This is a genomic window from Bacillus sp. (in: firmicutes) (assembly GCF_031983925.1).
GTDB classification, from domain to species: Bacteria; Bacillota; Bacilli; order Bacillales; family Bacillaceae_G; genus Bacillus_A; species Bacillus_A pacificus.
In genome coordinates this window covers 558,244-584,947 of sequence record NZ_DALYZR010000002.1, presented here as the reverse complement: position 1 = coordinate 584,947, position 26,704 = coordinate 558,244, and the positions used below count along the sequence as shown (strand labels likewise).

At 35.6% G+C, this 26,704-nt stretch carries 30 protein-coding genes; 22 read left to right on the top strand and 8 right to left on the bottom strand.

Annotation, left to right across the window (positions count from 1 at the left end):
* The coding region (locus RTP99_RS08935; protein ID WP_192826852.1) for a GapA-binding peptide SR1P at window positions 1-124 on the top strand (124 nt) is incomplete at its 5' end.
* Window positions 125-169: 45 nt separating this feature from the next.
* Complete coding sequence (locus RTP99_RS08930) at window positions 170-298, top strand: GapA-binding peptide SR1P (RefSeq protein ID WP_000536793.1); 129 nt, start codon at window positions 170-172, stop codon at window positions 296-298.
* Between the two features lie 34 nt (window positions 299-332).
* Here RTP99_RS08930 and RTP99_RS08925 read toward each other — a convergent pair whose 3' ends face one another.
* A complete protein-coding gene (locus RTP99_RS08925) occupies window positions 333-1,163 on the bottom strand; it encodes a protein-glutamine gamma-glutamyltransferase (RefSeq protein WP_000635350.1) in 831 nt (276 codons plus the stop codon).
* A gap of 75 nt (window positions 1,164-1,238) precedes the next feature.
* On the bottom strand, window positions 1,239-2,711 hold the full coding sequence (gene speA / locus RTP99_RS08920; RefSeq protein ID WP_000084887.1) for an arginine decarboxylase: 1,473 nt from the start codon (window positions 2,709-2,711) through the stop codon (window positions 1,239-1,241).
* 366 nt (window positions 2,712-3,077) lie between these two features.
* Here speA and RTP99_RS08915 point away from each other — a divergent pair, with 366 nt between their 5' ends.
* The gene (locus RTP99_RS08915) at window positions 3,078-3,347 is read left to right on the top strand and encodes a UPF0223 family protein (RefSeq protein WP_000456556.1); all 270 of its coding nucleotides are present in this window, start codon (window positions 3,078-3,080) and stop codon (window positions 3,345-3,347) included.
* Between the two features lie 81 nt (window positions 3,348-3,428).
* Here RTP99_RS08915 and RTP99_RS08910 read toward each other — a convergent pair whose 3' ends face one another.
* Window positions 3,429-4,055, bottom strand: a complete 627-nt coding sequence (locus tag RTP99_RS08910) for a YktB family protein (RefSeq protein WP_000175082.1) — start codon at window positions 4,053-4,055, stop codon at window positions 3,429-3,431.
* 206 nt (window positions 4,056-4,261) lie between these two features.
* On the opposite strand from RTP99_RS08910, the gene RTP99_RS08905 reads away from it, so the two are divergent.
* Window positions 4,262-4,450, top strand: a complete 189-nt coding sequence (locus RTP99_RS08905; protein ID WP_001250168.1) for a hypothetical protein — start codon at window positions 4,262-4,264, stop codon at window positions 4,448-4,450.
* An 88-nt stretch (window positions 4,451-4,538) separates the two neighbouring features.
* Window positions 4,539-5,330, top strand: a complete 792-nt coding sequence (locus tag RTP99_RS08900; RefSeq protein ID WP_001158698.1) for an inositol monophosphatase family protein — start codon at window positions 4,539-4,541, stop codon at window positions 5,328-5,330.
* Window positions 5,331-5,374: 44 nt separating this feature from the next.
* Here RTP99_RS08900 and RTP99_RS08895 read toward each other — a convergent pair whose 3' ends face one another.
* Window positions 5,375-5,554 (bottom strand): DUF5325 family protein, encoded by a 180-nt coding sequence (locus RTP99_RS08895; RefSeq protein WP_000400127.1) that lies wholly within the window; start codon window positions 5,552-5,554, stop codon window positions 5,375-5,377.
* A gap of 140 nt (window positions 5,555-5,694) precedes the next feature.
* On the opposite strand from RTP99_RS08895, the gene typA reads away from it, so the two are divergent.
* The 3 genes from typA to RTP99_RS08880 all read left to right on the top strand — a co-directional run bounded on the left by typA (window position 5,695) and on the right by RTP99_RS08880 (window position 8,289).
* Window positions 5,695-7,539, top strand: a complete 1,845-nt coding sequence (gene typA / locus RTP99_RS08890; protein WP_000914763.1) for a translational GTPase TypA — start codon at window positions 5,695-5,697, stop codon at window positions 7,537-7,539.
* 158 nt (window positions 7,540-7,697) lie between these two features.
* Window positions 7,698-8,000, top strand: coding sequence for a YlaH-like family protein (locus RTP99_RS08885; protein WP_000893666.1), 303 nt, complete (start codon window positions 7,698-7,700; stop codon window positions 7,998-8,000).
* A 13-nt stretch (window positions 8,001-8,013) separates the two neighbouring features.
* Window positions 8,014-8,289, top strand: coding sequence for a hypothetical protein (locus RTP99_RS08880; protein WP_001258149.1), 276 nt, complete (start codon window positions 8,014-8,016; stop codon window positions 8,287-8,289).
* 36 nt (window positions 8,290-8,325) lie between these two features.
* On the opposite strand, the gene RTP99_RS08875 is transcribed toward RTP99_RS08880, so the two are convergent.
* The gene (locus RTP99_RS08875) at window positions 8,326-8,526 is read right to left on the bottom strand and encodes a YlaI family protein (protein WP_001995040.1); all 201 of its coding nucleotides are present in this window, start codon (window positions 8,524-8,526) and stop codon (window positions 8,326-8,328) included.
* Window positions 8,527-8,671: 145 nt separating this feature from the next.
* On the opposite strand from RTP99_RS08875, the gene RTP99_RS08870 reads away from it, so the two are divergent.
* Both RTP99_RS08870 and RTP99_RS08865 read left to right on the top strand, forming a co-directional pair.
* Window positions 8,672-9,127 (top strand): pyridoxamine 5'-phosphate oxidase family protein, encoded by a 456-nt coding sequence (locus RTP99_RS08870; protein WP_000024588.1) that lies wholly within the window; start codon window positions 8,672-8,674, stop codon window positions 9,125-9,127.
* Between the two features lie 246 nt (window positions 9,128-9,373).
* Complete coding sequence (locus tag RTP99_RS08865) at window positions 9,374-10,702, top strand: PhoH family protein (RefSeq protein WP_000358083.1); 1,329 nt, start codon at window positions 9,374-9,376, stop codon at window positions 10,700-10,702.
* A 31-nt stretch (window positions 10,703-10,733) separates the two neighbouring features.
* On the opposite strand, the gene RTP99_RS08860 is transcribed toward RTP99_RS08865, so the two are convergent.
* Window positions 10,734-11,231 carry a molybdopterin-binding protein gene (locus tag RTP99_RS08860; RefSeq protein WP_001289788.1) on the bottom strand — a complete coding sequence of 166 codons (498 nt, stop codon included), beginning with the start codon at window positions 11,229-11,231 and terminating at the stop codon, window positions 10,734-10,736.
* A gap of 150 nt (window positions 11,232-11,381) precedes the next feature.
* On the opposite strand from RTP99_RS08860, the gene RTP99_RS08855 reads away from it, so the two are divergent.
* From RTP99_RS08855 to pyc, 3 genes are all read left to right on the top strand, one after another.
* Window positions 11,382-11,669 carry an Fpa/YlaN family protein gene (locus RTP99_RS08855; protein ID WP_000135697.1) on the top strand — a complete coding sequence of 96 codons (288 nt, stop codon included), beginning with the start codon at window positions 11,382-11,384 and terminating at the stop codon, window positions 11,667-11,669.
* A gap of 125 nt (window positions 11,670-11,794) precedes the next feature.
* A complete protein-coding gene (locus tag RTP99_RS08850; RefSeq protein WP_000832768.1) occupies window positions 11,795-12,973 on the top strand; it encodes an FtsW/RodA/SpoVE family cell cycle protein in 1,179 nt (392 codons plus the stop codon).
* Between the two features lie 333 nt (window positions 12,974-13,306).
* Entirely contained in the window at window positions 13,307-16,753 is a 3,447-nt protein-coding gene (pyc, locus tag RTP99_RS08845; protein WP_000164051.1) for a pyruvate carboxylase, read from the top strand.
* A 78-nt stretch (window positions 16,754-16,831) separates the two neighbouring features.
* Here pyc and ctaA read toward each other — a convergent pair whose 3' ends face one another.
* Entirely contained in the window at window positions 16,832-17,767 is a 936-nt protein-coding gene (gene ctaA, locus RTP99_RS08840; protein WP_001188737.1) for a heme A synthase, read from the bottom strand.
* A gap of 498 nt (window positions 17,768-18,265) precedes the next feature.
* On the opposite strand from ctaA, the gene ctaB reads away from it, so the two are divergent.
* The 6 genes from ctaB to ctaG all read left to right on the top strand — a co-directional run bounded on the left by ctaB (window position 18,266) and on the right by ctaG (window position 24,174).
* Window positions 18,266-19,189: a protoheme IX farnesyltransferase gene (gene ctaB / locus RTP99_RS08835; RefSeq protein ID WP_001015058.1), complete on the top strand. Its 924-nt coding sequence runs from the start codon at window positions 18,266-18,268 to the stop codon at window positions 19,187-19,189.
* Between the two features lie 93 nt (window positions 19,190-19,282).
* A complete protein-coding gene (coxB, locus tag RTP99_RS08830) occupies window positions 19,283-20,332 on the top strand; it encodes a cytochrome c oxidase subunit II (protein ID WP_000745266.1) in 1,050 nt (349 codons plus the stop codon).
* 60 nt (window positions 20,333-20,392) lie between these two features.
* Window positions 20,393-22,228, top strand: coding sequence for a cytochrome c oxidase subunit I (gene ctaD, locus RTP99_RS08825; RefSeq protein WP_011040617.1), 1,836 nt, complete (start codon window positions 20,393-20,395; stop codon window positions 22,226-22,228).
* Window positions 22,228-22,851 carry a cytochrome c oxidase subunit III gene (ctaE, locus tag RTP99_RS08820; protein ID WP_000557861.1) on the top strand — a complete coding sequence of 208 codons (624 nt, stop codon included), beginning with the start codon at window positions 22,228-22,230 and terminating at the stop codon, window positions 22,849-22,851. The genes ctaD and ctaE overlap by 1 nt, the downstream gene beginning before the upstream one ends.
* A 3-nt stretch (window positions 22,852-22,854) precedes the next feature.
* Window positions 22,855-23,187 carry a cytochrome c oxidase subunit IVB gene (gene ctaF, locus RTP99_RS08815; RefSeq protein ID WP_000985700.1) on the top strand — a complete coding sequence of 111 codons (333 nt, stop codon included), beginning with the start codon at window positions 22,855-22,857 and terminating at the stop codon, window positions 23,185-23,187.
* Between the two features lie 81 nt (window positions 23,188-23,268).
* Window positions 23,269-24,174 carry a cytochrome c oxidase assembly factor CtaG gene (gene ctaG, locus RTP99_RS08810; protein WP_000069015.1) on the top strand — a complete coding sequence of 302 codons (906 nt, stop codon included), beginning with the start codon at window positions 23,269-23,271 and terminating at the stop codon, window positions 24,172-24,174.
* Between the two features lie 36 nt (window positions 24,175-24,210).
* Here ctaG and RTP99_RS08805 read toward each other — a convergent pair whose 3' ends face one another.
* Window positions 24,211-24,576 (bottom strand): YugN family protein, encoded by a 366-nt coding sequence (locus RTP99_RS08805; RefSeq protein WP_001160939.1) that lies wholly within the window; start codon window positions 24,574-24,576, stop codon window positions 24,211-24,213.
* Between the two features lie 207 nt (window positions 24,577-24,783).
* Here RTP99_RS08805 and RTP99_RS08800 point away from each other — a divergent pair, with 207 nt between their 5' ends.
* The 3 genes from RTP99_RS08800 (at window position 24,784) to RTP99_RS08790 (ending at window position 26,666) form a co-directional block, all read left to right on the top strand.
* On the top strand, window positions 24,784-25,818 hold the full coding sequence (locus RTP99_RS08800) for a CAP domain-containing protein (protein ID WP_000735396.1): 1,035 nt from the start codon (window positions 24,784-24,786) through the stop codon (window positions 25,816-25,818).
* Between the two features lie 141 nt (window positions 25,819-25,959).
* Window positions 25,960-26,409, top strand: a complete 450-nt coding sequence (gene ylbD, locus RTP99_RS08795; protein ID WP_001143348.1) for a YlbD family protein — start codon at window positions 25,960-25,962, stop codon at window positions 26,407-26,409.
* Between the two features lie 11 nt (window positions 26,410-26,420).
* Window positions 26,421-26,666 (top strand): YlbE-like family protein, encoded by a 246-nt coding sequence (locus RTP99_RS08790; RefSeq protein ID WP_001200990.1) that lies wholly within the window; start codon window positions 26,421-26,423, stop codon window positions 26,664-26,666.
* Window positions 26,667-26,704: the final 38 nt, after the last annotated feature.

Genomic DNA, 26,704 nt, shown 5'->3' with positions numbered 1-26,704 from the left:
AACAATCGTATGCCAAGTATGTGAAGGAACAATCGGACATTTTGAAGATGAAAAAACGACAGTGCTTTACGGAAAATGCGGAACAAATTGTGACTGTGCTAGTAGAGATAATGCGAAAGCTTAATGATAAATAAATAGATTACTATTAAAACTCAGGGGGAAATGAAAAATGGGAACAATCGTATGCCAAGTATGTGAAGGAACAATCGGACATTTTGAAGATGAAAAATCAACAGTACTATACGGGAAATGTGGATCTCATTGCGACTGTGACCATAAAGAACATTCAAAAGCTTAAATAAAAAAAGCGCCTACATATGTAGGTGCTTTTTTTAATAAACTGTAGTTGTGTTGCCAACTGTTGCAACAATTGCATCATCTCTAATCGGAATAAATCCTATGGATGTCTGTGGTGTGTTAGGAGAAGCGTGGTAGCTCATAAGACGGCTATCAATACGGGTAATAGTATCGGTTAAGAAAGCGGAAATAAAAGCGTAAGGGACTCGTCGCTCATTTAACGCGTATATAATTTCTTCTTTTGTTTTTACACCTACGCCATGCCCATAAAAAAAGAAATTTCCTAGATAGATTGTATTTTCTCCTTGCCACTCGATTGTAGCTGGGTTCACTTGTGGATTTTTAAAGTAAACGAGATCACCTGGGACAAGATCGCCACCCGTCTTTGTTATGAGCTTTAAATCTTGATCGTAGTCCCACGTATAAAGTAAAAGGTTTGCAAAGAGACGGTTGAAGGTTTCTTCCTCATATAATGCTAGTAAAGCTTTGTAAAAAATAATGATCATAGCGGTGGCACATTCAGTTCCATATAGTTTTCCGTTTTTGAAAATATCTTGTATGGCAATGGAAGGGGGTATGTTTGGAAGGAGCTCGAATCCTCCAAGAGATGTTCTTTTCCAATACTGAGGGTTACAAAAAGATTGTTGAAATGTGCGAAACTGAAAACCACTTTGAAAAAGTTCTAATGCAGAAGTAATAATATGAACACGCAAATTTAGATCAAAGCTGAGTTCACCAGATGTTCGGAAGGAATAGATTTCTTGATTTCCTGCCATTATAGATAAAATTTGTTGTTTCTCATTTGCAAATGGCTCATATTCATTTGTGATATAAGGATGTACAATAGAACGGCCTATTACAATCATAATAGTATCCCCACCTATACGTTACATTACATAATATCGTATGAGAAAAAGCCAAAAGGGTGAAAGAAAAGCCTATCAACTGATAGGCTTGTACTCTTTAATCACGCGTAATGTTTGTAATGTCATATCTTCAGGACCTTGTACAGGTAAACCTGCTTCTAAGTTTTTACGAATATACTCTAAGTTATCTTGTGTAATAATTTCCCCCGGAGTAAAGATTGGAATCCCTGGCGGATAAACCATAACGAAATCAGCTATAATACGACCTGCTGCATTTTCAAATGGGATGACTTCTGTTTCCGAATAAAAAGCATCTCGAGGAGAAAGTGCTAAAACAGGTATTTCTGGAATTTCTACTTGCACTTGAACACCTTTATCAGCTTTATTTTTAAATGTTGCTGATAAATCTTGTAATGCTGCAATAAGTGTATTTGTCTCACTTTCTGTATCCCCAAAAGTGACAAGACATAGTATGTTGTATAAATCTGAGAGCTCTACTTCAATGTTATATTGCTCTCTAAGCCATACTTCAGCCTGATGGCCTGTAATACCTAAATCTTTTACAGATACAATTATCTTTGTAGGATCATAGTTAAAAGTAGCATCCGTACCTAGCATTTCTTTCCCTGGACAGTAAAGATGTTCGATATCATTTATAGCATCACGAACTTGTTCCGCTAATTGTATTGTTTGTTCTATGAGTGCCGTTCCTTCTGTAGCAAGACGTTTTCTAGCAACATCTAGGGAGGCTAACAAGATGTAAGACGTTGATGTAGTCGTAAGCATGCTAATAATAGATTGAACATGTTTTACGTTCACAAGGCCTTCTTTTACATTAAGAATAGAACTTTGCGTTAAAGATCCACCTAATTTGTGAACACTTGTTGCTGCCATATCTGCACCGGCTTGCATCGCTGACATCGGCAGTTCATCGTGAAAATGAATATGAACACCATGAGCCTCATCAACGAGTACAGGGATATCGTAAGAATGTGCTAATTGTACAATCTGTTCTAAGTCCGCAGCAAAGCCAAAGTATGTTGGGTTAATAACAAGTAGGCCTTTCGCATCTGAGTGCTCTTCAAGTGCCTTTTTGACAGATTGAATTGTGATTCCATGTGAAATACCAAGTTTTGGATCAATTTCAGGATGCATGAAAATAGGTTTTGCACCTGAGAAAATAATAGCTGACATTACTGATTTATGCACGTTTCGTGGTACTAGTATTTTGTCACCAGGACCGCAAACGCTCATCACCATTGTCATAATTGCGCCACTTGTACCTTGAATAGAAAAGAAAGTATGATCCGCACCAAATGCAGCGGCTGCTAAATCCTGTGCTTCTTTAATCATACCTTTTGGATGATGTAAATCATCGAGCGGCGCAATATTAATTAAATCAATTGCTAATGCATTATGCCCAATAAATTCGCGAAATTCAGGATCCATGCCCTGTCCTTTTTTATGCCCTGGAATATGGAATTGAATTGGATTTCGCTTACTGTGCTCAACTAAAGCGGTAAACAATGGTGTTTCGTATTGGGACAATCTATACACCCCTTCTTTTTTTAATATTTATTAGAGTTTGTTTTATATAATCTTGTTCTAAAAAAGTTACGTTCTTTTTTAGAATGAGACTTGTTTTTCTGCCATTCACAAAAGCTTTTTTGAGATGGGAGCTTCACTTTATTTTCTATAAAACAAAAGCATTATATCACCAATAATTATAGATGTATAGCAAAAAATATTTTTACGGTGAGTATGTTAAATAGTAGCTTCCTACTAACTTCTAGTGGAAGGCAATTCCATTAAAATGAATAAATAGTGTATAATGCAAAGTGGCTATAGTGAAGTAGAAAAAATCACTTTAAGATAGCGTATTGAAATAAGAAGAAATGATAAATGAGGTGCGAAATGGAATATCAATATCCGTTAGATTATGATTGGTCAAATGAGGAAATGGTTACAATTGTGAAGTTTTATGAAGCGATTGAGAAAGCATATGAAAAAGGAATTGTAAGAGAAGAATTAATGGGTTTATATCGTCGTTTTAAAGAGATTGTTCCATCGAAAGCAGAAGAAAAGAAAATTGATAAAGAGTTTCAAGAAGTAAGTGGATATTCTATATACCGTGCGATTCAGAAGGCTAAAGAAATTGAAGAAGAAAAGCTTGTGAAAATGTAAAAAATATTTTGAAAAATAAAAACTGAAGTGATATAATGTGATAACAACTAAAAACGGACAATATAAATTGTCCGTTTTCTACTATCGATTACAAAGTGCATATAAAGGAAGGAGTGATTGCATCGTAGATTCAATCTTAGCAAGGAATTGTTCGTTGGTCATTGCTGAAAACTCCTCTGGTGATATATGAATACCAACTAATAATTCTGCTTTTTTCACAGTAGCTAGACGTTCAATCATCTTTTGTAAATCATTTGTTTCAAGTGTTTTATGTAATTTTACACTTGGTTTAGTATGGTCAATGGACCAAACGAAGTCATTTGGAATATTTGTTTTTAAATCATTTATATGTTCTAAGAAGGCGTGAGCCGTCTCCACTTTTTGTGGACACTCATAGATTAAACCAAAGTATATGAAGGCATGAGTACCCCATAATCCAATTTGGAAATGTGGTAGCATTTTATATCCGCGTTTATTTGTTGAAAAAGCAACCCAAGTATCGTTTGGTGGATTGACTTTGCGACGTGCGTGTTTTGCTACATGATAAAAAAAGTTCTCATCAGTTTGTTTGGATAAATACGCTGCAAACTGTTCCCCTAAAGCTTCTAGCTTAGGATGAATGTTCGTTTTAATTGCACTCATTCGTTCTTCGAGACCATCAACTGTAAAGACCTCAAAATCAGTTGATTTGAATGTTTGTAGTGTCATGATTGTTCCTCCAACTCCTATTTTGCTTTTATTTTAGCATAGCTTGTACTATTCATAAAAAAAACAGCACAAAAAAATTTAAATAAAAAAATATAATTTTGTTGCATAGATGATTTATCCAACATAGTATAGTATAAAACAAAAAATCAGAAAATTGAATCAATTCTAGTCCGAGGGCAGACGAATATTGGGAGGAGGCAAATAATATGAGACAGGTGATTAATGCGTTAAAGAGAACAGATGCTGAAAAGAGAATACCGGTGCTACGTTTGGAGCTAGATTATGAATTAGCGACTTTATATGATGCGATGATGGAAAATGATAAACAGAAAAAAGAAGAGTGTGTACAAAAGTTAGAAGTGTTAAGACTTGAAATGATTCGTTTAGAAGCGTAATAATAGTATATGTATAAAAAATTAGTTGGTGCGAACCTTATAAAGGGTTCGTTTTTTCTGTGAACAGTATAGATCGGAGTGTTTAAACATGCAAGAAGTATGGAAAGACATCGATGCACACGCCAAACAGTGGATTCGGGATGCGGGAGAGCGTTTAATGGCATCAATGAAAAAAGCACTTATTATAGAAACAAAATCAAATGCAGCTGATTTAGTAACAAATATGGACCGAGAAATAGAGCAGTTTTTAATTGGGAAAATTAAAGAAACATTCCCACATCATCATATTTTAGGTGAAGAGGGCTATGGAGACGAGGTAACTTCTTCTGACGGGGTTGTTTGGTTAATTGATCCAATTGACGGCACGATGAACTTTGTTCACCAAAAAAGAAATTTTGCAATTTCAATTGGAATTTATGAGAACGGTATCGGAAAGATTGGACTTATTTATGATCCAGTTCATGATGAATTATATCATGCGTTAAAAGGGGCTGGAGCATTTTGTAATGAAGTACCAATACCTTTATTACAAAAAGGTACTGTAGAGCAAGGTATTGTAGCTTTAAATGCGATATGGCTTACCGACAATCCATTGCTTAATATGGAAAGTATGATGGCACTTGTTAAGAAAGCAAGAGGCACGAGATCATATGGCTGTGCAGCATTAGAGATGGTATACGTTGCAACTGGAAGAATCGATGCATATGTAACGCCTAGATTATCACCATGGGACTTTGGTGGGGGACAGATAATTGTAGAGGAAGTTGGAGGCAAGGTAACAACATTCTCCGGAGCGCCACTTTCTATCGTAGAGAAGAGTAGCGTATTAGTTGCGAAGCCAGGGGTGTATGAAGAAGTGTTATCGTTTATATCCAAGTAACAAAAAAAGTAAGAGGCTGTATACAGGCTTCTTACTTTTTGACGTTATTGCGATTTACGCATTTTTCTTTTTGTTACAAAACCGTATCCAACTGTAACAAATGTGCCGATAATGCAAATAATAATACCGATTGGACTATTTTCAGCAATCATAATGCCGATACCGATTAAGAAAATAACACCGATAATTGCAGTTAATAAAAAGCGATATTGAATGTGTTCCATTTCTTCACCCTCCAATCTCATTTTACTTTCACAAAAGTAAGAATACAACTATATTTTCATTCTTGATTTTATTTTAATTGCTATTGTATCCCCTTCGCTCTTATAATAGAGAAGGATTAAAAAGACATTAGGAGTTGGACATGTTGAAAAAACGACAAGATTTACGTAATATAGCAATTATTGCCCACGTTGACCATGGTAAAACAACACTTGTTGACCAGTTATTACGTCAAGCGGGGACTTTCCGTGCGAACGAACACGTTGAAGAGCGCGCAATGGATTCAAATGATCTAGAAAGAGAGCGCGGTATTACAATTTTAGCGAAAAATACTGCGATTCACTATGAAGATAAAAGAATTAACATTTTAGATACACCAGGTCACGCTGACTTCGGTGGAGAAGTAGAACGTATTATGAAAATGGTTGATGGTGTTTTACTTGTTGTTGATGCATATGAAGGTTGTATGCCACAAACACGATTTGTTTTAAAGAAAGCTCTTGAGCAAAACTTAACTCCAATCGTAGTTGTAAATAAAATTGACCGTGACTTCGCTCGCCCTGATGAAGTAGTTGATGAAGTAATTGACTTATTCATCGAACTTGGTGCAAACGAAGATCAATTAGAGTTCCCAGTTGTATTTGCATCAGCAATGAACGGAACAGCAAGCTTAGATTCAAACCCAGCAAATCAAGAAGAGAATATGAAATCATTATTTGATACAATTATTGAACATATTCCTGCACCAATTGATAACAGCGAAGAGCCACTTCAATTCCAAGTAGCACTTCTTGATTACAACGACTATGTTGGACGTATTGGAGTTGGACGCGTATTCCGCGGTACAATGAAGGTTGGACAACAAGTTGCTTTAATGAAAGTAGACGGAAGCGTAAAACAATTCCGCGTAACAAAATTATTTGGTTACATGGGATTAAAACGTCAAGAAATTGAAGAAGCAAAAGCTGGAGACTTAGTAGCTGTTTCTGGTATGGAAGACATTAACGTTGGTGAAACAGTATGCCCAGTTGAACATCAAGATGCGTTACCATTATTACGTATTGATGAGCCAACACTACAAATGACGTTCCTTGTAAATAACAGTCCATTTGCAGGTCGTGAAGGTAAATACATTACATCTCGTAAAATTGAAGAGCGTCTTCGTTCACAATTAGAAACAGATGTAAGTTTACGTGTAGATAATACAGAGTCTCCTGATGCATGGATCGTATCTGGACGTGGGGAACTACATTTATCTATCTTAATTGAAAACATGCGTCGTGAAGGTTATGAACTACAAGTATCTAAGCCAGAAGTAATTATTAAAGAAGTTGATGGCGTAAGATGTGAGCCTGTAGAGCGTGTACAAATCGATGTACCTGAAGAATACACTGGTTCTATTATGGAATCTATGGGTGCACGTAAAGGTGAAATGTTAGATATGGTGAATAACGGAAACGGTCAAGTTCGCCTTACTTTCATGGTTCCAGCACGTGGTTTAATTGGTTACACAACAGAATTCTTAACATTAACTCGTGGTTACGGTATTTTAAACCATACATTCGATTGCTACCAACCAGTACACGCTGGACAAGTTGGTGGACGTCGTCAAGGTGTTCTAGTTTCACTTGAAACAGGAAAAGCATCACAATACGGTATTATGCAAGTTGAAGACCGTGGTGTAATCTTCGTTGAACCAGGTACAGAAGTATATGCTGGTATGATTGTCGGAGAACACACTCGTGAGAATGACTTAACAGTTAACGTTGTGAAAATGAAACAACAAACTAACATTCGTTCTGCGACGAAAGATCAAACTTCAACAATGAAAAAACCACGCTTAATGACTTTAGAAGAATCATTAGAGTACTTAAACGATGACGAGTTCTGTGAAGTAACTCCAGAATCCATTCGTTTACGTAAAAAGATTCTTGATAAGAGCGAACGTGAAAGAGCTGCTAAGAAAAAGAAATCTGTAGAAGCGTAAAATAGTAAAACAGCTACCTTTAATTAAGGTAGCTGTTTTTTTATGTTTATTTTTTTAGAATATTTACTCTTTTTGTGGACAGTATTTTTTTCACAGGTTACTCTTGTATTAAGTACATAAAGAAAAATGGTTTGATTTATGAGGAAGGGGGATAAATAGTGTTAGAAAGAATGTCGTTTTTTGCGAAGTTATGTAAAGTTGATGAAAATCCAGAACTAGGGATGTGGTTACTGTATGGCGTCATTATTATATTAAGTGCACTTGTGTATAATTTAGGTTTTGCAAGAAAGCTATCTATAATAAAAAATATAGTGATATATATATCGTTAGCGATTGGGTGTACAGTGTTAACTTTCTTTGCAGTTTTTTTACCTGTTGGAGAGGGGCTTGTTGTAGCAGCAATTGTACTTGGGATTTATAGGTTGAGATTACGTCAAGCAAGACAACAAAAAGCAGGATGAGGGGGGAAGCTTTATGCGTTCCGTACAAGATGCGTTATATAATTGGTTAACAATTAAAACAGTTGCCGAAGCACGTCCGGATGATAGTGCTGCAAAAGAAACGTATTTGTTATTTCAAAATATGATATATGAAGAACATAAATTGAGAAATGTGGAAGTTAAGAAGAACGAGGAAATGTATGTAGTTACATATGAAATAAATGGAGAAAGAAAATCTGCAAGGTTTCCATTAGAAGCTATTGATTGTTTTTTGGATCAAATGAATCGCGAACCTGAAAAATATAAATAAGTCCTTTATCATATTGATAAAGGACTTATTTATATTTTACCAATCGTCTTCGACTTTTTTATCACGATATAATCGAAAATTACCACTTGCATGACGTTCCATCGTACGTTCAGCAATTCGTTCCGAACATTCCATGCACATATATGTATGAATAGGGCGATTACGCAGTTTTTTTGCCATAGGATTTTCATCATCTAACATATCTTTTTTATCACAAATCATACATTTGACTCTCATTTCGTCACCTCAATACGAATTCTATCAGTATAAGTATATCATGGAAGTGTAATGTTTTTGAATAATAGCGGGAAAAAATAATATTTTCGCAATTCAAAAAATAGGTTATGATAAGGATATATGAAGTATATTTGGAGGTGGAAATATGGCGAATGTAGTAGAGCCCACATTAACGGATGATTTAGTACAAACGTTACGTAAAGAGTGTATTGTTATGGTAGCAACAACAGATTTTGAAAAACAAGTTCCTAACGTAAGTGCTATTTCTTGGGTGTATGCAGTGAGTAAAACTAGTATTCGATTTGCAGTAGATCAACGTTCACGTATTGTGGAAAATATAAGACATAGTACTGGAGTGGTATTGACTATAATGGCGAATGAATCCGTATTTTCCATAAGTGGTGCAGGTGAAATTTTGACTGATAGAATGGAAGGCATTCCTTTAAAATTGACTGTAATAGAAGTAAATGTACAAGAAGTACGTGATGTTATGTTTTATGGTGCAAAACTTGCAATTGAACCAACATATGAAAAAACGTATGATCTTCGTGCAGCTAAAAAGCTCGATAACCAGGTGTTAGCAGGAATGAAAGAATTATAAATGTGATAAATAAGAAAGTCAGTTATTAACTTTTGTAATTACTTATTGTGATTTTATGTTAATAATTATAATTAAAAGTAATATATTGAATAGAAATGAATAAAAAATAAATAAAAGGTTTAATGGCTATAAATTTCGATTCTACCTCGTTTATACGGTACATATAATTATAACAATGGTTCGTCCATATTTTATGGATGAAACCCTTGTTCTACAAATTTAAAAGTGGAGTCAGGGGGTAACAGGTTGGATAAAATTTATGTGTTAGATACGAATGTACTTTTGCAGGATCCTTTATCTATTTTTTCATTTGAAACCAATGAAGTAGTGATTCCAGCAGTTGTATTAGAAGAGGTTGATTCGAAAAAACGTTATATGGATGAAGTAGGACGAAACGCTCGTTATGTATCTAAGTTAATAGACAAATTTCGTGAAATAGGAAAACTGCATGAAAGTATTCCGCTAGAAAACGGCGGTACATTTCGTATTGAATTAAATCATCGTTCGTTTGTCCAACTACAAGATATTTTTGTAGAAAAAACAAATGATAATCGAATTTTAGCTGTAGCAAAAAATCTATCTTTAGAAGAACAAGAAAAAGAGGACGGGAAGTCTGTTATTTTAGTAAGTAAAGACGTGCTCGTAAGGGTAAAAGCAGATGCAATAGGTTTAAAGGCGGAAGATTATTTAAGTGATCGGGTTATTGAAGTGGAAAATATATATTCAGGATTTTTAGAAGGATATATATCAAAAGAACAATTGGATTATTTTTATGAAAAAGGCGAATTGCCTTTATCCGAAATTGCAAATCATCCTTTTTATCCAAATCAGTTTGTAGTAATGAAAGATGCGTTAGGTGGATCTAGTTCAGCACTAGGTATTGTGGATCATTTAGGTAAGAAGGTAAAGAAACTTATTTTTCATAATGAACAAGTATGGGGAATACGACCACGAAATGTGCAGCAAATTATGGGATTAGAATTGTTGCTTCGTGAAGATATTCCGCTAGTCACGCTAACAGGGAAAGCTGGTACAGGAAAGACATTACTAGCTTTAGCTTCGGGGCTCATGCAAACGGAAGATTTAGGGTTATACAAAAAACTACTCGTTGCACGGCCAATTGTTCCAGTTGGGAAAGATATCGGTTATTTACCGGGAGAAAAAGAAGAAAAGTTAAGACCGTGGATGCAACCGATTTTTGATAATCTAGAGTATTTATTTAATACGAAAAAACCAGGAGAGTTAGATGCTATTTTAGCTGGAATGGGTTCGATAGAAGTAGAAGCTCTTACGTATATACGCGGGAGAAGTATTCCAGATCAATTCATTATAATTGACGAAGCACAAAATTTAACGAAGCATGAAGTGAAAACGATACTAACGAGGGTAGGAGAAAAAAGTAAAATCGTATTAATGGGAGATCCTCAGCAAATTGATCATCCGTATTTGGATGAGTATAATAACGGTTTAACATATGTTGTAGAGAAATTTAAAGAGCAACGTATTAGTGGTCATGTGAAATTTGTAAAAGGGGAGCGATCTAATTTAGCTCAACTAGCAGCAGATTTATTATAAAAAGGAGTGAGCTGAAGCTCACTCCTTTTCTTTAAATAATTGTAAATTTGCGGATGTTACGGATTGGATTTTGTCTATTAGATCCATCATTGTAATATAAATGAACAGGTCCATCTTCTTTTAATGGTTTTCCTTCTTTTGAAAAACCAAGAATAGCATGTTTGACAGTTTCTAATGGAAGCGTTATTGTATCATCTACTGTTTCGATCTCGACTTGCGTAGCGTCATCTGAAATTTCGGCGTTAGCAAGAAAAGGTTGAAATGGTATACCGAACGTTCCAGTAATTAGCTGTTCTTTTTTAAATTTCTTTACACTTTGTTGTATCGGCGGGAAAGCAGCACCATCACGGATTTCGCGATCCCAATGTTCCGAAGTGTTTTTTAAATAAGCTTCTAGTTCTGAAGTGTTTTCTCTCGTTTCATCAAAGTAAGTTGTCAAATCTACTTTTCGATCATCAAAGATCCAAACGGTTGGATCGATAGTGATTGGAAAACGAACTTTTCCATTAATAAATAAAATTTCGCTCATTGTTGTTCCCCCATTTGTGTTATACTCCCACTTTTCAGTATAATAGTATTAGACACTATTGTCACAAAAAATGTTTCTATTGCAATTTATTAAAACTATCGCTAATATTAATAGATAGGAGAGAGTAGGACGGAAACGGAGGGAATCAATTTGGCGTCTGAGACAGTATCAAATCATCAGGAAAAGGCACTAGCCCTTCTACAAGCGGATGCGGAGAAGATTTTAAGACTTATTAAGGTGCAAATGGACCATCTTACAATGCCGCAATGTCCATTATATGAAGAAGTGTTAGACACACAAATGTTTGGACTATCCCGCGAAGTCGATTTTGCAGTTCGCCTTGGTCTTATTTCAGAAGAACAAGGGAAAGCAATGTTAGGAGAGCTTGAACGTGAGTTATCTGCACTTCATGAAGCATTTACAAACAAACAACAATAACGGGTTCAAATAAGGGGGCTCAAACTGAAAAAGTTTGAGCTTTTTATTTGTATAATAAAGCAGGAAGAATCAATGTACATATGGAATACAACAATAATTAAATTGAAACAGAGAGAGGAAATGAAATGAAAAGAGTATGGAAATCAATGGATTATTCATTATTACTTCCTCTTGTTATCTTATGTGTATTGGGAGTTATAATGGTATATAGTTCTAGTTCCATTGTTGCGATTTCGAGATTTGATAAACCAGCAAATTTCTTTTTTAAAAGACAATTAATTACTTTAGTTGTTGGGACAATGGTATTAATAATTATTGCTACTATCCCATATAAAGTTTGGAGAAAACGAATTTTTTTATTGGGGAGTTATGGTGCTAGTGTTGCCTTATTAGCTGCAGCTGCCTTTTTCACTAAGAAAGTAAACGGTGCAAACGGGTGGATATTTGGAATACAGCCTGCAGAATTTGTTAAGATAACAGTTATTCTCGTCTTAGCTCATTTTTTTGCGAAAAGACAAGAAACGAATACACCTGTTTTCAAAGGGTCAGGTCCAGTACTTATTGGTGTTGGAATAATCATGTTTTTAATATTAAAGCAAAATGATTTAGGTACTGATTTGTTAATTGCAGGAACAGTAGGAATTATGTTTCTTTGTTCGGGAGTACAGGTTAACTTATGGATTAAACGAATTGCTTTAACTTCTATAGTATGGATTCCGGCACTATATTTTCTTGGTAATTATGCATTAAATCCATATCAAAAGGCACGTTTTTCTGTTTTTCTTGATCCGTTTAATGATCCTCAAAAGGATGGGTTTCAATTAGTGAATTCATTTATTGGAATTGCTTCGGGAGGGCTAAATGGTAGAGGATTAGGAAATAGTGTACAAAAGTATGGTTACTTACCAGAACCACAAACGGATTTTATAATGGCAATTATATCTGAAGAACTTGGTTTTATAGGTGTGGCTATTATTTTAATCTGTTTATTACTTATAATTATTCGGGCCTTTAGAGTTGCACAAAAGTGTAAAGATCCATTTGGAAGTTTAATAGCTATCGGAATTGCAAGTTTGTTTGGAGTCCAAACATTTGTTAATGTTGGTGGTATGTCTGGATTAATACCACTTACAGGAGTTCCTTTACCGTTTGTTAGTTATGGTGGGAGTTCCTTATTAGCTAATCTACTTGCGATGGGGATATTACTCAATATTGCTAGTCATGTAAAACGACAAGAGAAACAACAGAACGAGACAGTTAAAGAAAGAGAACAAGGTGGACCACATCTTGTAGTTGTAAAATAAAACACATTGTGCTTTAGAGCATGATGTGTTTTTTATTTTTAAGTAGTTTTTAAATATGATGTATTAATTTCTCTTTCAGGTAAAAGGGTATATCACATTAATCCAAAAGTGATATACAATTAAGTTGTTAGAAAAGGAAGAGGTATGCTATACTATTTTTGTGAGACAAATTGCTCAGAAAACTTATCATTTGTTAAAAAATAAGGTATGATGGATAAAAATAAAGTGAAGCTTTCTAAGTATAATATAATGTAGAAAGTGAAGAACTTCACGCTCTTTATGGTGTGTATATATTTTATCTCTAGAGTGGTAGGAAAGTAGAGGGGGAAAATCATGACAAAGCTGCAACGTATTCAAAAAGTATTGGTAGCTAACCGTGGAGAGATTGCAATTCGTGTGTTTCGAGCTTGTTCGGAACTGGGATTAAAAACAGTTGCAATCTATTCTAAAGAGGATAGTGGTTCTTATCATCGTTATAAAGCCGATGAATCCTATTTAGTTGGGGAAGGAAAAAAGCCAATTGATGCTTATCTAGATATTGAGGGCATTATTGAGATTGCGAAAAGTAATCATGTAGATGCAATCCACCCTGGATATGGTTTCTTGTCAGAAAATATTCAATTCGCAAAACGTTGTGAAGAAGAAGGGATTATCTTTATCGGTCCAAAAAGTAAGCATTTAGATATGTTTGGAGATAAAGTAAAAGCAAGAACACAAGCGCAGCTAGCACAAATTCCAGTTATTCCTGGTAGTGATGGGCCAGTAGATTCATTAGAAGAAGTCGAAGAATTTGCTGAAAAGTATGATTACCCGATTATTATTAAAGCTTCCCTTGGCGGTGGCGGTCGTGGTATGCGTATTGTACGTACTAGTGAAGAATTAAGAGAATCGTATAATCGAGCAAAGTCAGAAGCGAAAGCAGCCTTTGGCAATGATGAAGTATACGTAGAAAAATTCGTTGAAAAACCTAAACATATAGAAGTTCAAATTTTAGCAGATGAAGAGGGCAATGTTGTTCATTTATACGAGCGAGACTGTTCTGTACAACGTCGTCATCAAAAAGTAGTAGAAATTGCACCTAGTGTGTCGCTTTCAGATGATTTGCGTCAGCGTATTTGTGATGCTGCTGTGAAATTAACGAAAAATGTAAATTATTTAAACGCAGGAACAGTTGAATTTCTTGTAAAAGATGATAATTTCTATTTCATTGAAGTAAATCCGCGTGTTCAAGTAGAACATACAATTACAGAAATGATTACAGGAGTCGATATCGTTCAATCACAAATTTTAATAGCTGATGGACATGCATTACATAGCAAATTGGTGGGTGTTCCAAAGCAAGAGGAAGTTGTTGTACATGGATTTGCAATACAATCTCGAGTAACGACTGAGGATCCACTAAATAATTTCATGCCGGATACAGGAAAAATTATGGCATATCGATCAGGTGGTGGCTTTGGAGTTCGTCTTGATACAGGTAATAGTTTCCAAGGTGCTGTTATTACACCGTACTATGATTCTTTACTTGTAAAAGTTACAACATGGGCGCTTACTTTTGAACAAGCTGCTGCAAAAATGGAACGTAACTTAAAAGAATTCCGTATTCGTGGTATTAAAACGAATATTCCATTCCTAGAGAATGTAGTAAAACATAAAAACTTCTTATCAGGGGAATATGACACTTCATTTATTGATGCGTCACCTGAACTATTCTTGTTCTCGAAACGTAAAGACCGAGGAACGAAAATGTTAAATTACATCGGGACAGTAACAGTAAATGGCTTCCCAGGAGTAGGGAAAAAAGAGAAACCAATTTTCCCAGATGCTCGTATACCGAATGTATTACACTCAGAGCCAATCCAAAATGGAACGAAACAAATTTTGGATGAGCGTGGAGCAGACGGATTAGTAAAATGGGTACAAGATCAAAAACGTGTACTTTTAACGGATACAACATTCCGTGATGCGCATCAGTCATTACTTGCAACGCGTATTCGTACAAAAGATTTACACCAAATTGCAGAGCCGACAGCGAGAATGTTACCGAACTTATTCTCAGCAGAAATGTGGGGCGGTGCGACGTTTGATGTTGCATATCGTTTCTTAAAAGAAGATCCGTGGGAACGATTACTAGATCTTCGTGAAAAAATGCCAAATGTTTTATTCCAAATGTTACTTCGTTCTTCAAACGCGGTTGGTTACAAAAACTATCCGGATAATTTAATTCAAAAGTTTGTGGAGTGTTCTGCTCAAGCTGGAATTGATGTGTTCCGTATTTTTGATAGCTTAAACTGGGTAGAAGGTATGAGAGTTGCGATTGATGCTGTACGAGATACTGGTAAAATTGCAGAAGCAACTATGTGTTACACAGGGGATATTCATGATCCGTTACGTAGTAAATATGATTTAAATTACTATAAAAATTTAGCAAAAGAATTAGAAGCATCAGGAGCTCACATTTTAGGTATTAAAGATATGGCGGGCTTACTAAAACCAAATGCAGCATATGATTTAGTTTCAGCATTAAAAGAGACGGTATCGATTCCGATTCACCTGCACACACACGATACGAGTGGAAATGGTATATTAACGTATACGAAAGCAATTGAAGCAGGTGTTGACATTGTCGATGTAGCAGTAAGTTCTATGGCTGGTCAAACGTCACAACCAAGTGCGAACACGCTATACTATGCGTTAGGTGGAAACGAAAGACAGCCAGATGTTAATATAGATTCATTAGAAAAATTATCTCATTACTGGGAAGATGTACGTAAATACTACGCACCGTTTGAAAGTGGTATGAATGCTCCTCATACAGAGGTATATATGCACGAAATGCCAGGCGGACAGTATAGTAATTTACAACAACAAGCGAAAGCGGTTGGCTTAGGCGATCGTTTCGATGAAGTGAAAGTAATGTACCGCCGTGTGAATGACATGTTTGGTGATATTGTTAAAGTAACGCCATCATCTAAAGTTGTCGGTGATATGGCATTATTCATGGTTCAAAATCACTTAACAGAACAAGATGTTTTAGAGCGTGGACATTCTATGGACTTCCCAGGATCTGTTGTTGAAATGTTCTCTGGAGATTTAGGACAACCATATGGTGGTTTCCCGAAAAAGTTACAAGAAATTATTTTAAAAGGGAAAGAACCATTAACAGTAAGACCAGGTGAATTATTAGAACCAGTAGATTTCGACGCGTTAAAAGAAGAGCTATTCCATAAACTTGGACGCGAAGTGACGATGTTTGATGTAGTTGCATATGCATTATATCCAAAAGTATTTATGGATTACGAAAAAGTTGCTGAGATTTATGGAAATGTATCTGTGCTTGATACACCGACATTCTTCTATGGTATGAGACTTGGTGAAGAAATCGATGTGGAAATTGAACAAGGTAAAACATTGATGGTTAAACTAGTATCAATTGGAGAGCCTCAGCCAGATGGAAATCGTGTTCTTTACTTGGAGTTTAACGGTCAACCACGTGAGATTGTTGTGAAAGACGAAAGTGTGAAAGCGACAGTTGCACAACGTGTGAAAGGAAACCGTGAAAATCCAAACCACATTAGCGCAACAATGCCAGGAACGGTTATTAAAGTAGTTGTAAAAGAAGGCGATGAAGTGAAAAAAGGCGATTCTATGGCAATTACAGAAGCGATGAAAATGGAAACGACAGTTCAAGCGCCGTTTAATGGTAAAGTGAAAAAAGTATATGTTAACGATGGAGATGCAATTCAAACGGGTGACTTACTCATTGAATTAGATCACTAAAATAAAAAAGGGTTGTGGAAACACAGCTCTTTTTTATTACGAAAAAATACCTTGCCAATTCGGGCAAGGTATTTTCATTTATTTTGTTTGTTTAGAAGTTGATGCAGCTTCTTTTGCATTCACTTTACTTCTTGTACCTAACATAACTAAATAGCATAGTACAGCAAACAAGCAAGAAATGAATAGTGAATGTAATAATGCCATTGATAAACTAGCATTTGTAAATACGACTAAAATTCCTACGATAGCTTGAAGTGTAACAAGGATAAATGAGATGATCCATCCCCAGTATACGACAGGCTGCTGTTTGTAATGGCGGATAGCGAGAATCATCGCGTATAGTATCCAAGCGAAAATTAACATCGCTGCAACTCTATGTCCCATTTGAACCCATTCATGTAATTGAGTTGGCATAGGTCTATTTTTGCTACATAAAGGAAAGTCTGGACAGGCTAAGCTAGCTCGTTCGTGACGTACTAAAGCCCCTGTGTAGACGACAATATAACTGTAAATTGTTACACCATAAATATGAAATTTCATTTTTTTGTCCATAATAAGTGAACGTGCATCAAATTTTTGGTCGATTTCAAAGATAAGACACGTTAATAAAATGACAGAAGCAAATGAAATTAAGGAAATACCGAAATGGATAGCAAGTACAGCTGGCATTTGCCCCCAAACAACCGCTGCGGCTCCCATTAATGCTTGTGCAACTAAAAATACGAAGGATAAAATTGCTAACGTTTTTGTTTCGCGCACATGTTTATAATATTTCCAGGACAAAATACAAAGGAGAGTGACAAGAATTCCTGCTGATCCTGATGTAAGGCGATGACTTAGTTCAATAATAGTTTCCATTGATAAATTAGATGGAACAAATTCACCGTTACAAAGTGGCCATGATTTACCGCATCCTTGGCCAGAGCCTGTTTTTGTAACTAAGGCGCCTCCTAATAAAACTATTAATAAATCAAGACTCGTAATGACTGCTAACCATTTAATAAAGCGTTGCAATCTCTTTCACCATCTTTCTGCTATGAAGTTATTGCGAAATATTTTCATTCCATTATGTATAGAATAAAACGCGCTAGTTCCTATGATATATAAAAAATAATAAAATAGCAAAGAAATGGAGGGGGAAGACAGGGAAGAGAAAACGGGTGTGGAAATAAGGTTTATAAGGAAATTTTTAGGTGAAAAATAGGCTATTTTGAAAAGAAATGGGGAGAATACGTGTTAAATATGACAAAAAAGTTTATTATAGAAGGTAACATCATGTTATGATATGGATAAGTAACAATTAAGTTTTTTATGTTCGACACAAAAAGTTCATGTTTTCTTCACAAAATGTTCGGGAAATATGATTTAATATATTGGAGTATGGGCGTAGATTAGTAGTAGAATGGGTTAACAATGTTTCTACTGTAATAATATTGCTATATAGAAGCGAAATATTTCAATTTGAAATAGGCGCAAAAAGAAAGATGAAAGTTTTAAGAGGGGGTTAAAGTGATGAACCATGCAACAAGTGAGCTGCATGATGAGTCTGCTGTTACAAGCGTACCGGAAACAACTCGGTTACAAGATTTAAAAGCGCTCGTTAAAATGGGGATTGTAAACTCAAATACACTTACTGTATTTACAGGATTTTGGTTGGCATTACACTTTAATGGATTAAGTGTAATGGACAATCTGGATAAGTTATTCTTTACAATCGTTGGTTCTGGATTAGTTATGGCAGGGGTATGTTGTTTAAACAACTACATTGATCGAGACATCGATCCATTAATGGAAAGAACAAAGACCCGTCCAACGGTTACTGGAAAGTATAAACCAGGATTTGCACTTACATTTGGACTAGTTATATTACTTCTTGGTTTTGTATTTTTATTATTAACAACACCAATGGCAGTCTTAATGGGATTTATTGGTGCTTTCACATATGTTGTTCTATATAGTTTATGGACAAAGAGAAAGTATACACTAAATACTGTTGTAGGTAGTATATCTGGTGCAGTTCCACCTTTAATTGGATGGGCAGCAATCGATCCATCTTTAGGCCATCCAATTGCTTGGATGTTATTTTTAATTATGTTTATTTGGCAAATCCCACATTTCCTTGCATTAGCAATGAAACGTGTTGATGAATATCGAAACGCAGGAATTCCAATGCTTCCTGTAGTTCATGGATTTGAAATTACGAAACGCCAAATTATGATTTGGACAGTATGTTTATTACCACTACCATTTTATATGAGTGGACTAGGGATAACATTTATGGTAATTGCAACACTGCTTAACATCGGATGGATCGTTTTAGGTTTTTATGGCTTCCGTAAGAAAGATGACATCAAATGGTCCGTGCAAATGTTTGTTTATTCCCTAAATTATTTAACAATCTTATTTGTATCAATGATTGTAGTTACATTCTTCTAAGACAACGACATAATTGGATTTCTTTACGTTGAGATTTACTTTACTTAACTATAAAGTACAATCTAATTCACAAGGAAAGTGGGGGTTGTTTGTATGAAGAAACAGTGGCGACTGCTTTCGTTCGTTTCACTGCTGGCTTTACTGTTAGGGGGATGCGGTAAAGCCTTTCAATCTACTTTAATTCCGCAAGGAGAGGTAGCAAAAATGCAATACGATCTGCTCTTACTAGCAAGTGCGATCATGGTAGGAGTAGTACTAGTAGTTACTATTATTTTCTTATATGTAATTGTGCGTTTCCGACAAAAGAAAGGTCAGGAAGATTATATTCCGGAGCAAATTGAAGGGAATCACAAACTAGAAATTATATGGACAGTTATTCCGATTATTCTTTTGCTAATCTTAGCTGTTCCGACGGTTACATATACATTCAAACTTGCTGATGTAAGTGCGATGGAGAAAAAGAATATTGATAAAGATACTATCGTTGTTGATGTAACAGCGAATCTTTATTGGTGGGAATTTTCTTATAAATCAGAAAAGATAGTAACTTCTCAAGATTTAGTCATCCCCACAGGTAAGAAAGTGTATTTGAATTTGAAGGGTGCCGATATTAAACATTCGTTTTGGGTTCCATCTTTAGCTGGGAAAATGGATACAAATACAGATAATGTAAACAAAATGTGGTTAAAGGCAGATAAATCGGGCACTTATAATGGTTTTTGTACAGAATTTTGCGGCCCATCACATTCTTTAATGCAATTCAAAGTGAAAGCTTTAGATGAAAGCGAGTACAAAAAGTGGCTTGCTGATATGAAGAAAATTGATGGGAAGAAAGAAGTAGCTTCAACAAAGGCGCAAGAAGGCCAAGAAATATTTAATAAAAGCTGTATTGGTTGTCACGCAGTTGGATCTAATGATAGTAGACCACCTTCCGCTCGTATCGCACCAAACTTAGCAAACTTTGCGGATCGCGATACAGTTGCCGGCATTGCTGAAAACAATGAAGAAAACTTAAAAAAATGGCTGAAAGATCCTGAAAATATGAAACCAGGAAATAAAATGACTGGTAAATATGGCAACTTAACAGACGATCAAATTGATGCATTAAATGCATATTTACAAACGTTAAAAGTTGAAAAGTAAAGAGGGATTATTCGCGAAGGGGAGGTTGAAAACGTGAGTTCTGTAGCAAAAAAACAGGGGATGGGTGCTGTCATATGGGATTATTTAACGACAGTAGACCATAAAAAGATTGCCATTCTCTATTTAATTGCAGGTGGATTGTTTTTTATAATAGGCGGAATAGAAGCTCTATTTATTCGCCTTCAATTAGCGATTCCTAACAACGCTTTTCTTGTTGGGGATGCTTATAATCAAGTATTAACTATGCACGGTACAACAATGATTTTCCTCGCAGCTATGCCACTCGTGTTTGCATTTATGAACGCCGCTGTACCACTTCAAATTGGTGCACGTGATGTAGCGTTCCCGTTTTTAAATTCACTCGGATTTTGGTTATTTTTCTTTGGTGGAGTATTTTTAAATTTAAGTTGGTTTTTAGGTGGAGCACCTGATGCAGGATGGACATCTTATGCATCTTTAGCTTTAGCCTCTAAAGGCCATGGTGTTGATTTTTATGTGCTTGGCTTGCAAATCTCCGGTATAGGTACATTAATTGGAGGTATTAACTTCCTTGTAACCATTATTAATATGCGTGCGCCAGGGATGACGTATATGCGTATGCCGATGTTTACATGGACGACATTTGTAACATCTTCATTAATATTATTTGCTTTTCCGCCGTTAACTGTAGGATTAGGACTTTTAATGTTAGACCGCTTATTTGGAACAAGTTTCTTTAATCCAGCACTGGGCGGGAATACAATTATATGGGAGCACTTATTCTGGATTTTCGGTCATCCAGAAGTATACATTCTTATACTCCCAGCTTTCGGAATATTCTCAGAAATCTTCGCGACGTTTTCGAAAAAACGATTATTTGGTTATTCGTCGATGGTGTTTGCGACAGTATTAATTGGATTTTTAGGGTTTATGGTATGGGCGCATCATATGTTTACTGTTGGGCTTGGTCCAGTTGCAAATGCTATTTTCTCAGTTGCAACAATGGCGATTGCGGTTCCGACCGGTATTAAAATATTCAACTGGCTCTTTACAATGTGGGGCGGAAGTATTCGTTTTACGACACCGATGATGTGGGCAGTAGCCTTCATTCCATCATTCGTAATGGGAGGAGTTACAGGTGTTATGCTAGCATCTGCACCAGCTGATTATCAATTTCATGATAACTATTTCGTAGTAGCTCACTTTCATTATGTAATTGTCGGTGGTGTTGTATTTGGTTTACTTGCAGGAGCCCATTATTATTGGCCACTGATGTTTAATAAAGTATTGAATGAAACGTTAGGAAAGATAACATTTTGGTTATTCTTTATCGGTTTCCATTTAACGTTCTTCATTCAGCATTTCCTTGGCTTAATTGGTATGCCACGTCGTTACTACACATATCTTGAAGGTCAAGGGTTGGAAATGGGTAATATGATTAGTTCTATTGGAGCGGTATTTATGGCTCTTGGAACGATTGTTCTTCTATTCAATGTAATTAAAACAACAGTATCAAAAGAAAAGGCTGGTCGTGATCCGTGGGATGGACGTACATTAGAATGGACAATGCCAGCACCTACACCAGAATATAACTTTAAACAATTACCATTTGTTCGCGGGTTAGATCCGTTTTGGATTGAAAAACGTGAAGGGAATAAAGAGATGACAGCGGCGGAACCAGTGGGTGATATTCATATGCCAAATCCATCATTTTCACCATTTATCATTTCTTTAGGATTGTTTATAGCGGCATTCGGTGCAATGTATATGCAGGGTGGAAAAGATAAGTTTTGGTTATTAGTAGCAATTATCGGTTTAATTATTACGTTTGGTACAATGTTCCTACGTTCAGTAATTGATGATCATGGATATCATATTCATAAAGAAGATTTAGAAGATAAGGGGGGCAAGGCGTAATGCATGTAGATGAAAAATTAACGAATGAAACATTTCCAGCAGAGCCTGAAAAAGCAACCCTTGAGGGGAAAAATAAGTTTGTCGGTTTTTGGTTATTTCTTGGAGGCGAAACAGTATTGTTCGCTTCCTTATTTGGCACATATTTAGCGTTAAAGAATTCTACAAATGGCGGACCAACATCTCAAGAGATGTTCCAAATGCCACTCGTTTTCATTATGACGATGCTTTTATTAACGAGTAGCTTAACGAGCGTATATGCGATGTATCATATGAAAAACTTTAATTTTAAGAAAATGCAACTTTGGCTACTGGTAACAGTGCTGCTAGGATTAGGGTTTTTAGGGTTTGAGATCTATGAGTTTTACCATTATACACATGAATTTAAGCATACTATGAGAAGTAGTGCATTTGGTTCTGCGTTTTATGCTCTTGTTGGTACACATGGACTCCACGTATTGTTTGGATTGTGTTGGATTTTAACATTAATCTTTAGAAATGCGAAGAGAGGTCTAAATTTATACAATGCACCGAAGTTTTATGTTGCATCAATTTATTGGCATTTTATTGACGTAGTTTGGGTGTTTATTTTCACTGTAGTATATTTAATGGGAATGGTGGGATAAACAATGGCGATAAAGCAAACGAATAATCCTAAAGTTGATCTCGTTTACCGGAAGAGGAAAAGTGCGGAGGAAATGAAGCATCAAGTTATTACATTTGCATTAATGATATTTTTAACATTAGTTGCATTTGTAGCAGTAGCATATCCGAAAACTTTCAGTCCGATTTTCTCAGTACCATTTATTTTACTATTAGCGGTGGTACAAGTAATTTTTCAATTGTACTATTTTATGCATATGAGTCATAAAGGACATGAAGCAGCGAGTTTCTTTCTTTATTCTGGTCTGCTAATCGGGTTAATTACAATTTTAGCTTTTATGACAATCGTGTGGATTTGAAAAGTGAAGAGGGAGCTTGTGTTGCCACAGCTCCCTCTTCATATTATGTGAAAAGATAACCTGAAGAAGGTAGGTGTGACAATGAGTAACTTGTGGATATTTGGTTTTCAAGCGCTATGGAGTCCAATCTTTTTATTATTTATGCTTTCGATCCTCATTGGGTATTTTTTAATTATTGGGCCATATAGAATGCGATTTGAACATGCGACAAAGGTAAGTAAGAAGCAAGTTTTTTATTTTACGACCGGGATTGTTCTTTTGTATTTTGTAAAGGGAGGGCCTATTGATTTAATTGGTCATATTATATTTAGTGCACATATGTTTGAAATGGCAGTTATGTATATTGCCGTTCCGCCGTTATTGTTGCTTGGTATACCAGTTTGGTTATATCGTTATATTACTTCTTTTAAGTTCGTTCAAATTATATTGAAGATATTTACTAAGCCACTTATCGCATTGTTTGTATTTAATGGCCTGTTTTCTTTTTATCATTTACCAGTTGTTTTTGATACAGTAAAACAAAGTCAAATTGCTCATCCTATTTGTCTCGCTATATTGTTCTTTACGGCAATCATGATGTGGTGGCCGATGCTAAATCCATTACCAGAATATCAAACGTTAAGTGATATAAAGAAACTTGGTTATATGTTTGCTAATGGTATATTATTAACGCCAGCTTGCGCGTTAATTATTTTTGCGACGGCACCGTTGTTTGCAACGTATACGGATCCAGCTGCTTGGATGAAGGCGATGGAATTATGTGTACCAGCGGGAACTTTATCTGATTTAAATATAACTGGACCAGAATTTTTACACTGGATGCCTGTTTTACAAGACCAACAAACAGGCGGCATCATTATGAAAATTGTCCAGGAAATAGTGTACGGTACGATTATTGGTTATGTTTTCTTTCGATGGGCGCGTCGAGAGCGTGAAAAGGATAAAGAGCAGTTACAACAATTGCCGCCGTATTTACAAACGAAATAAAAGTGAGTGCATCAATATGATGCACTCACTTTTATTTTACTCAATGATTTGGAATTCTTTTAACTCTTTTTCGACATTTTGTAGGAGTTGTTCGCTTTTTTGAAGTACATTCGTTGGGAAAATTTCACCATCACCATATTCAACGCCGTGAGGATAATAGTGTTTACCTAATAAGGGAGGAAGTAGCTTTATTTCAGCGTGTCTACTACCAATGTCACCTTCAACAGCTAAACCTTGTACACGTAAATAATAAACATCGTTTAATATTTCGAATTTATAATCGTATGTAACTCGTTCATAATCCCACTGTCCAGCAAGTACAAAATGGTTCTTTTCCATAATCTCTGTTAATAGTGTTAAATCAACGACGGCTCCATTAAATTTTGTATTTGTAAATTGCATAAAATACCTCCTTTTTTTATGTTACATCATTATTTTTATAATAGTATGAATAATAAGAAAGTGCAATTCATATTGAGAGAAAAGGGATAATCCAGACTTTTTTTGCAAAAATATGATATAGTGAAAAGAGTACGGTACACACAAAAAAAGGAAAGAAAAGGATTTGTGTATATCTCAATTTTATGTTTTGTGCAGGAGGTATATCGATTGAAGAAATTATTGCGTATCGTAATGATTACAATTTTAATTTTAGCTGTTGATTTATACGGGAAATTACTCGTTTCACAATATATATTAACCCCATCTCAATCAAAGCAAGAAAATAAAATTGTGAAAAAGAAAAAACAAGTGAATGAAGACTCTTCCGATACGGTTTTAAATATGATTGGTGGGGACTCTGAAAATTTATTAGCAAAATGGGGCGAACCTTCTCGAATAGAACCATCTGCTTACGGATATGAATGGTGGGTATACAATCAAGATTTATCTCAGTATGTTCAATTTGGGGTTGCTGAACGCAAAATTGTAACGGCGTATGTCGCTGGTGAGCAAGTTAAGGTGCCACCTTATTATATAAATGAAAAGTATGAAGATGTGTATAAAAAGAATCCACTTTCTCATGAGATTTCGTTAAAAAGAGGAAAGAATAGTTATCAATTTGAGTTATCTGATACTGAAGTGATGGAACAACCATTAGTACCAGTAGAAGATGGTTGGGCACAATTATATTTTGATCATTTTACGCATGAGCTTGTCGGTGTTCGTTATATGGATGACGAAACGTTATTGCGTCAAAGACCGTATCAGCTCGTTTATTCGGGTGAATTATTAGCAGAACAACCATTAACTCCAGATAAAATGAAACAAATAGAGAATGGGAATATGCAACAAATTTTTGATTTAACAAATATTATTCGAAGTCGTCATAATTTACCGTTATTAGCGTGGGACCAACAAACGGCAGAGGTGGCAATCGGTCATAGTAAAGATATGAAGGATAATAATTACTTTTCACACGATTCACCTACATTAGGTACGTTAGGAGATCGTTTACAGCGCGGGAAAGTAGGATTTCAGCTTGCCGGTGAGAACATAGCGGCGCAACATAGTGATGGGGTTGCGGCATTGCAAGGTTGGTTAAATAGTGAGGGACATCGAAAGAATTTATTGAATGAACAATTTACAGGATTAGGTGTTGGCGTATACGATAAGTTTTATACACAAAATTTTATTCGGAAATAAAATGAAACTGTAAATTGTGGATGGGAATCTTCCCCTATGCAAATAGTAGGATAAAAAGGTGCATGAATCGTCTAAAAATAGGCGAACCATGCGCCTTTTTTTTCTTATTATATAGTAGATATACATGAAGAGGTGAGGATTATGCCGACAACAAAAGGACCGTTACATCCATCGGTTCAACAGTTTAAAGAGTTTGTAAACCATCACCCTAAAATGGTTCATGAAGTTCGAAGTGGTCATAAAACTTGGCAACAGTTTTATGAGGAATGGTACTTACTTGGTGAAGAAGATCCAGTATGGGCAACTTTTAGACCGGATGGAGCGCCTGCTTTTTCTTCGGTAAAAGAAAAGAAAAAAGAAAAAGGAAAAGAAAAGGATACTCGAACTGAAGAGGAAAAAACTGCTGATGTGATGGGACAAATGCTTTCTTTCTTTAAAAAGTTAGACGTGGAACAAATGCAACATCATTTAGCGAATGTGACGAGTGCGATTGGTAGTGTGCAACAAGTTTTTCAACAATTTCAAGGGAAACGCACGCAGCAAGAAGAGAGTACTTCCGAAAATAATCCATTTTTCTTTCAGAAGGATTAGGAGGAAAGCGGATGAGAGCAGAAATTATGGAGTTTATAAAGGCTGATGAGGATTTATCTCGCTATATTAGGGAGCAACCGTACTGGTATAGAAAACTAACGCGAAACCCTGAAGAAAAAGAGGCATTTGAGTTAGCAGCTATGCAACATTTCAAAAAAACGATACCAGATAAAGTTGAGAAATTTCAAAATCAATTGGCAGTTGCTTCCATTATGATTGATATGTTTCAGTATATGAAGCAGCAAAATGCAACATAATTGGAAGGGAAAACTATGTCCGTCATGCAGAACTTTTG

Bases quoted from the DNA above. Each gene is read 5' to 3' on its own strand.
- RTP99_RS08930 (WP_000536793.1), top strand. From the start codon at position 170: ATGGGAACAATCGTATGCCAAGTATGTGAAGGAACAATCGGACATTTT.
- RTP99_RS08925 (WP_000635350.1), bottom strand. From the start codon at position 1,163: ATGATTGTAATAGGCCGTTCTATTGTACATCCTTATATCACAAATGAA.
- RTP99_RS08915 (WP_000456556.1), top strand. From the start codon at position 3,078: ATGGAATATCAATATCCGTTAGATTATGATTGGTCAAATGAGGAAATG.
- RTP99_RS08910 (WP_000175082.1), bottom strand. From the start codon at position 4,055: ATGACACTACAAACATTCAAATCAACTGATTTTGAGGTCTTTACAGTT.
- RTP99_RS08905 (WP_001250168.1), top strand. From the start codon at position 4,262: ATGAGACAGGTGATTAATGCGTTAAAGAGAACAGATGCTGAAAAGAGA.
- RTP99_RS08900 (WP_001158698.1), top strand. From the start codon at position 4,539: ATGCAAGAAGTATGGAAAGACATCGATGCACACGCCAAACAGTGGATT.
- RTP99_RS08895 (WP_000400127.1), bottom strand. From the start codon at position 5,554: ATGGAACACATTCAATATCGCTTTTTATTAACTGCAATTATCGGTGTT.
- typA (WP_000914763.1), top strand. From the start codon at position 5,695: ATGTTGAAAAAACGACAAGATTTACGTAATATAGCAATTATTGCCCAC.
- RTP99_RS08880 (WP_001258149.1), top strand. From the start codon at position 8,014: ATGCGTTCCGTACAAGATGCGTTATATAATTGGTTAACAATTAAAACA.
- RTP99_RS08875 (WP_001995040.1), bottom strand. From the start codon at position 8,526: ATGAGAGTCAAATGTATGATTTGTGATAAAAAAGATATGTTAGATGAT.
- RTP99_RS08870 (WP_000024588.1), top strand. From the start codon at position 8,672: ATGGCGAATGTAGTAGAGCCCACATTAACGGATGATTTAGTACAAACG.
- RTP99_RS08860 (WP_001289788.1), bottom strand. From the start codon at position 11,231: ATGAGCGAAATTTTATTTATTAATGGAAAAGTTCGTTTTCCAATCACT.
- RTP99_RS08850 (WP_000832768.1), top strand. From the start codon at position 11,795: ATGAAAAGAGTATGGAAATCAATGGATTATTCATTATTACTTCCTCTT.
- pyc (WP_000164051.1), top strand. From the start codon at position 13,307: ATGACAAAGCTGCAACGTATTCAAAAAGTATTGGTAGCTAACCGTGGA.
- ctaB (WP_001015058.1), top strand. From the start codon at position 18,266: ATGAACCATGCAACAAGTGAGCTGCATGATGAGTCTGCTGTTACAAGC.
- coxB (WP_000745266.1), top strand. From the start codon at position 19,283: ATGAAGAAACAGTGGCGACTGCTTTCGTTCGTTTCACTGCTGGCTTTA.
- ctaD (WP_011040617.1), top strand. From the start codon at position 20,393: ATGGGTGCTGTCATATGGGATTATTTAACGACAGTAGACCATAAAAAG.
- ctaE (WP_000557861.1), top strand. From the start codon at position 22,228: ATGCATGTAGATGAAAAATTAACGAATGAAACATTTCCAGCAGAGCCT.
- ctaF (WP_000985700.1), top strand. From the start codon at position 22,855: ATGGCGATAAAGCAAACGAATAATCCTAAAGTTGATCTCGTTTACCGG.
- ctaG (WP_000069015.1), top strand. From the start codon at position 23,269: ATGAGTAACTTGTGGATATTTGGTTTTCAAGCGCTATGGAGTCCAATC.
- RTP99_RS08805 (WP_001160939.1), bottom strand. From the start codon at position 24,576: ATGCAATTTACAAATACAAAATTTAATGGAGCCGTCGTTGATTTAACA.
- ylbD (WP_001143348.1), top strand. From the start codon at position 25,960: ATGCCGACAACAAAAGGACCGTTACATCCATCGGTTCAACAGTTTAAA.
- RTP99_RS08790 (WP_001200990.1), top strand. From the start codon at position 26,421: ATGAGAGCAGAAATTATGGAGTTTATAAAGGCTGATGAGGATTTATCT.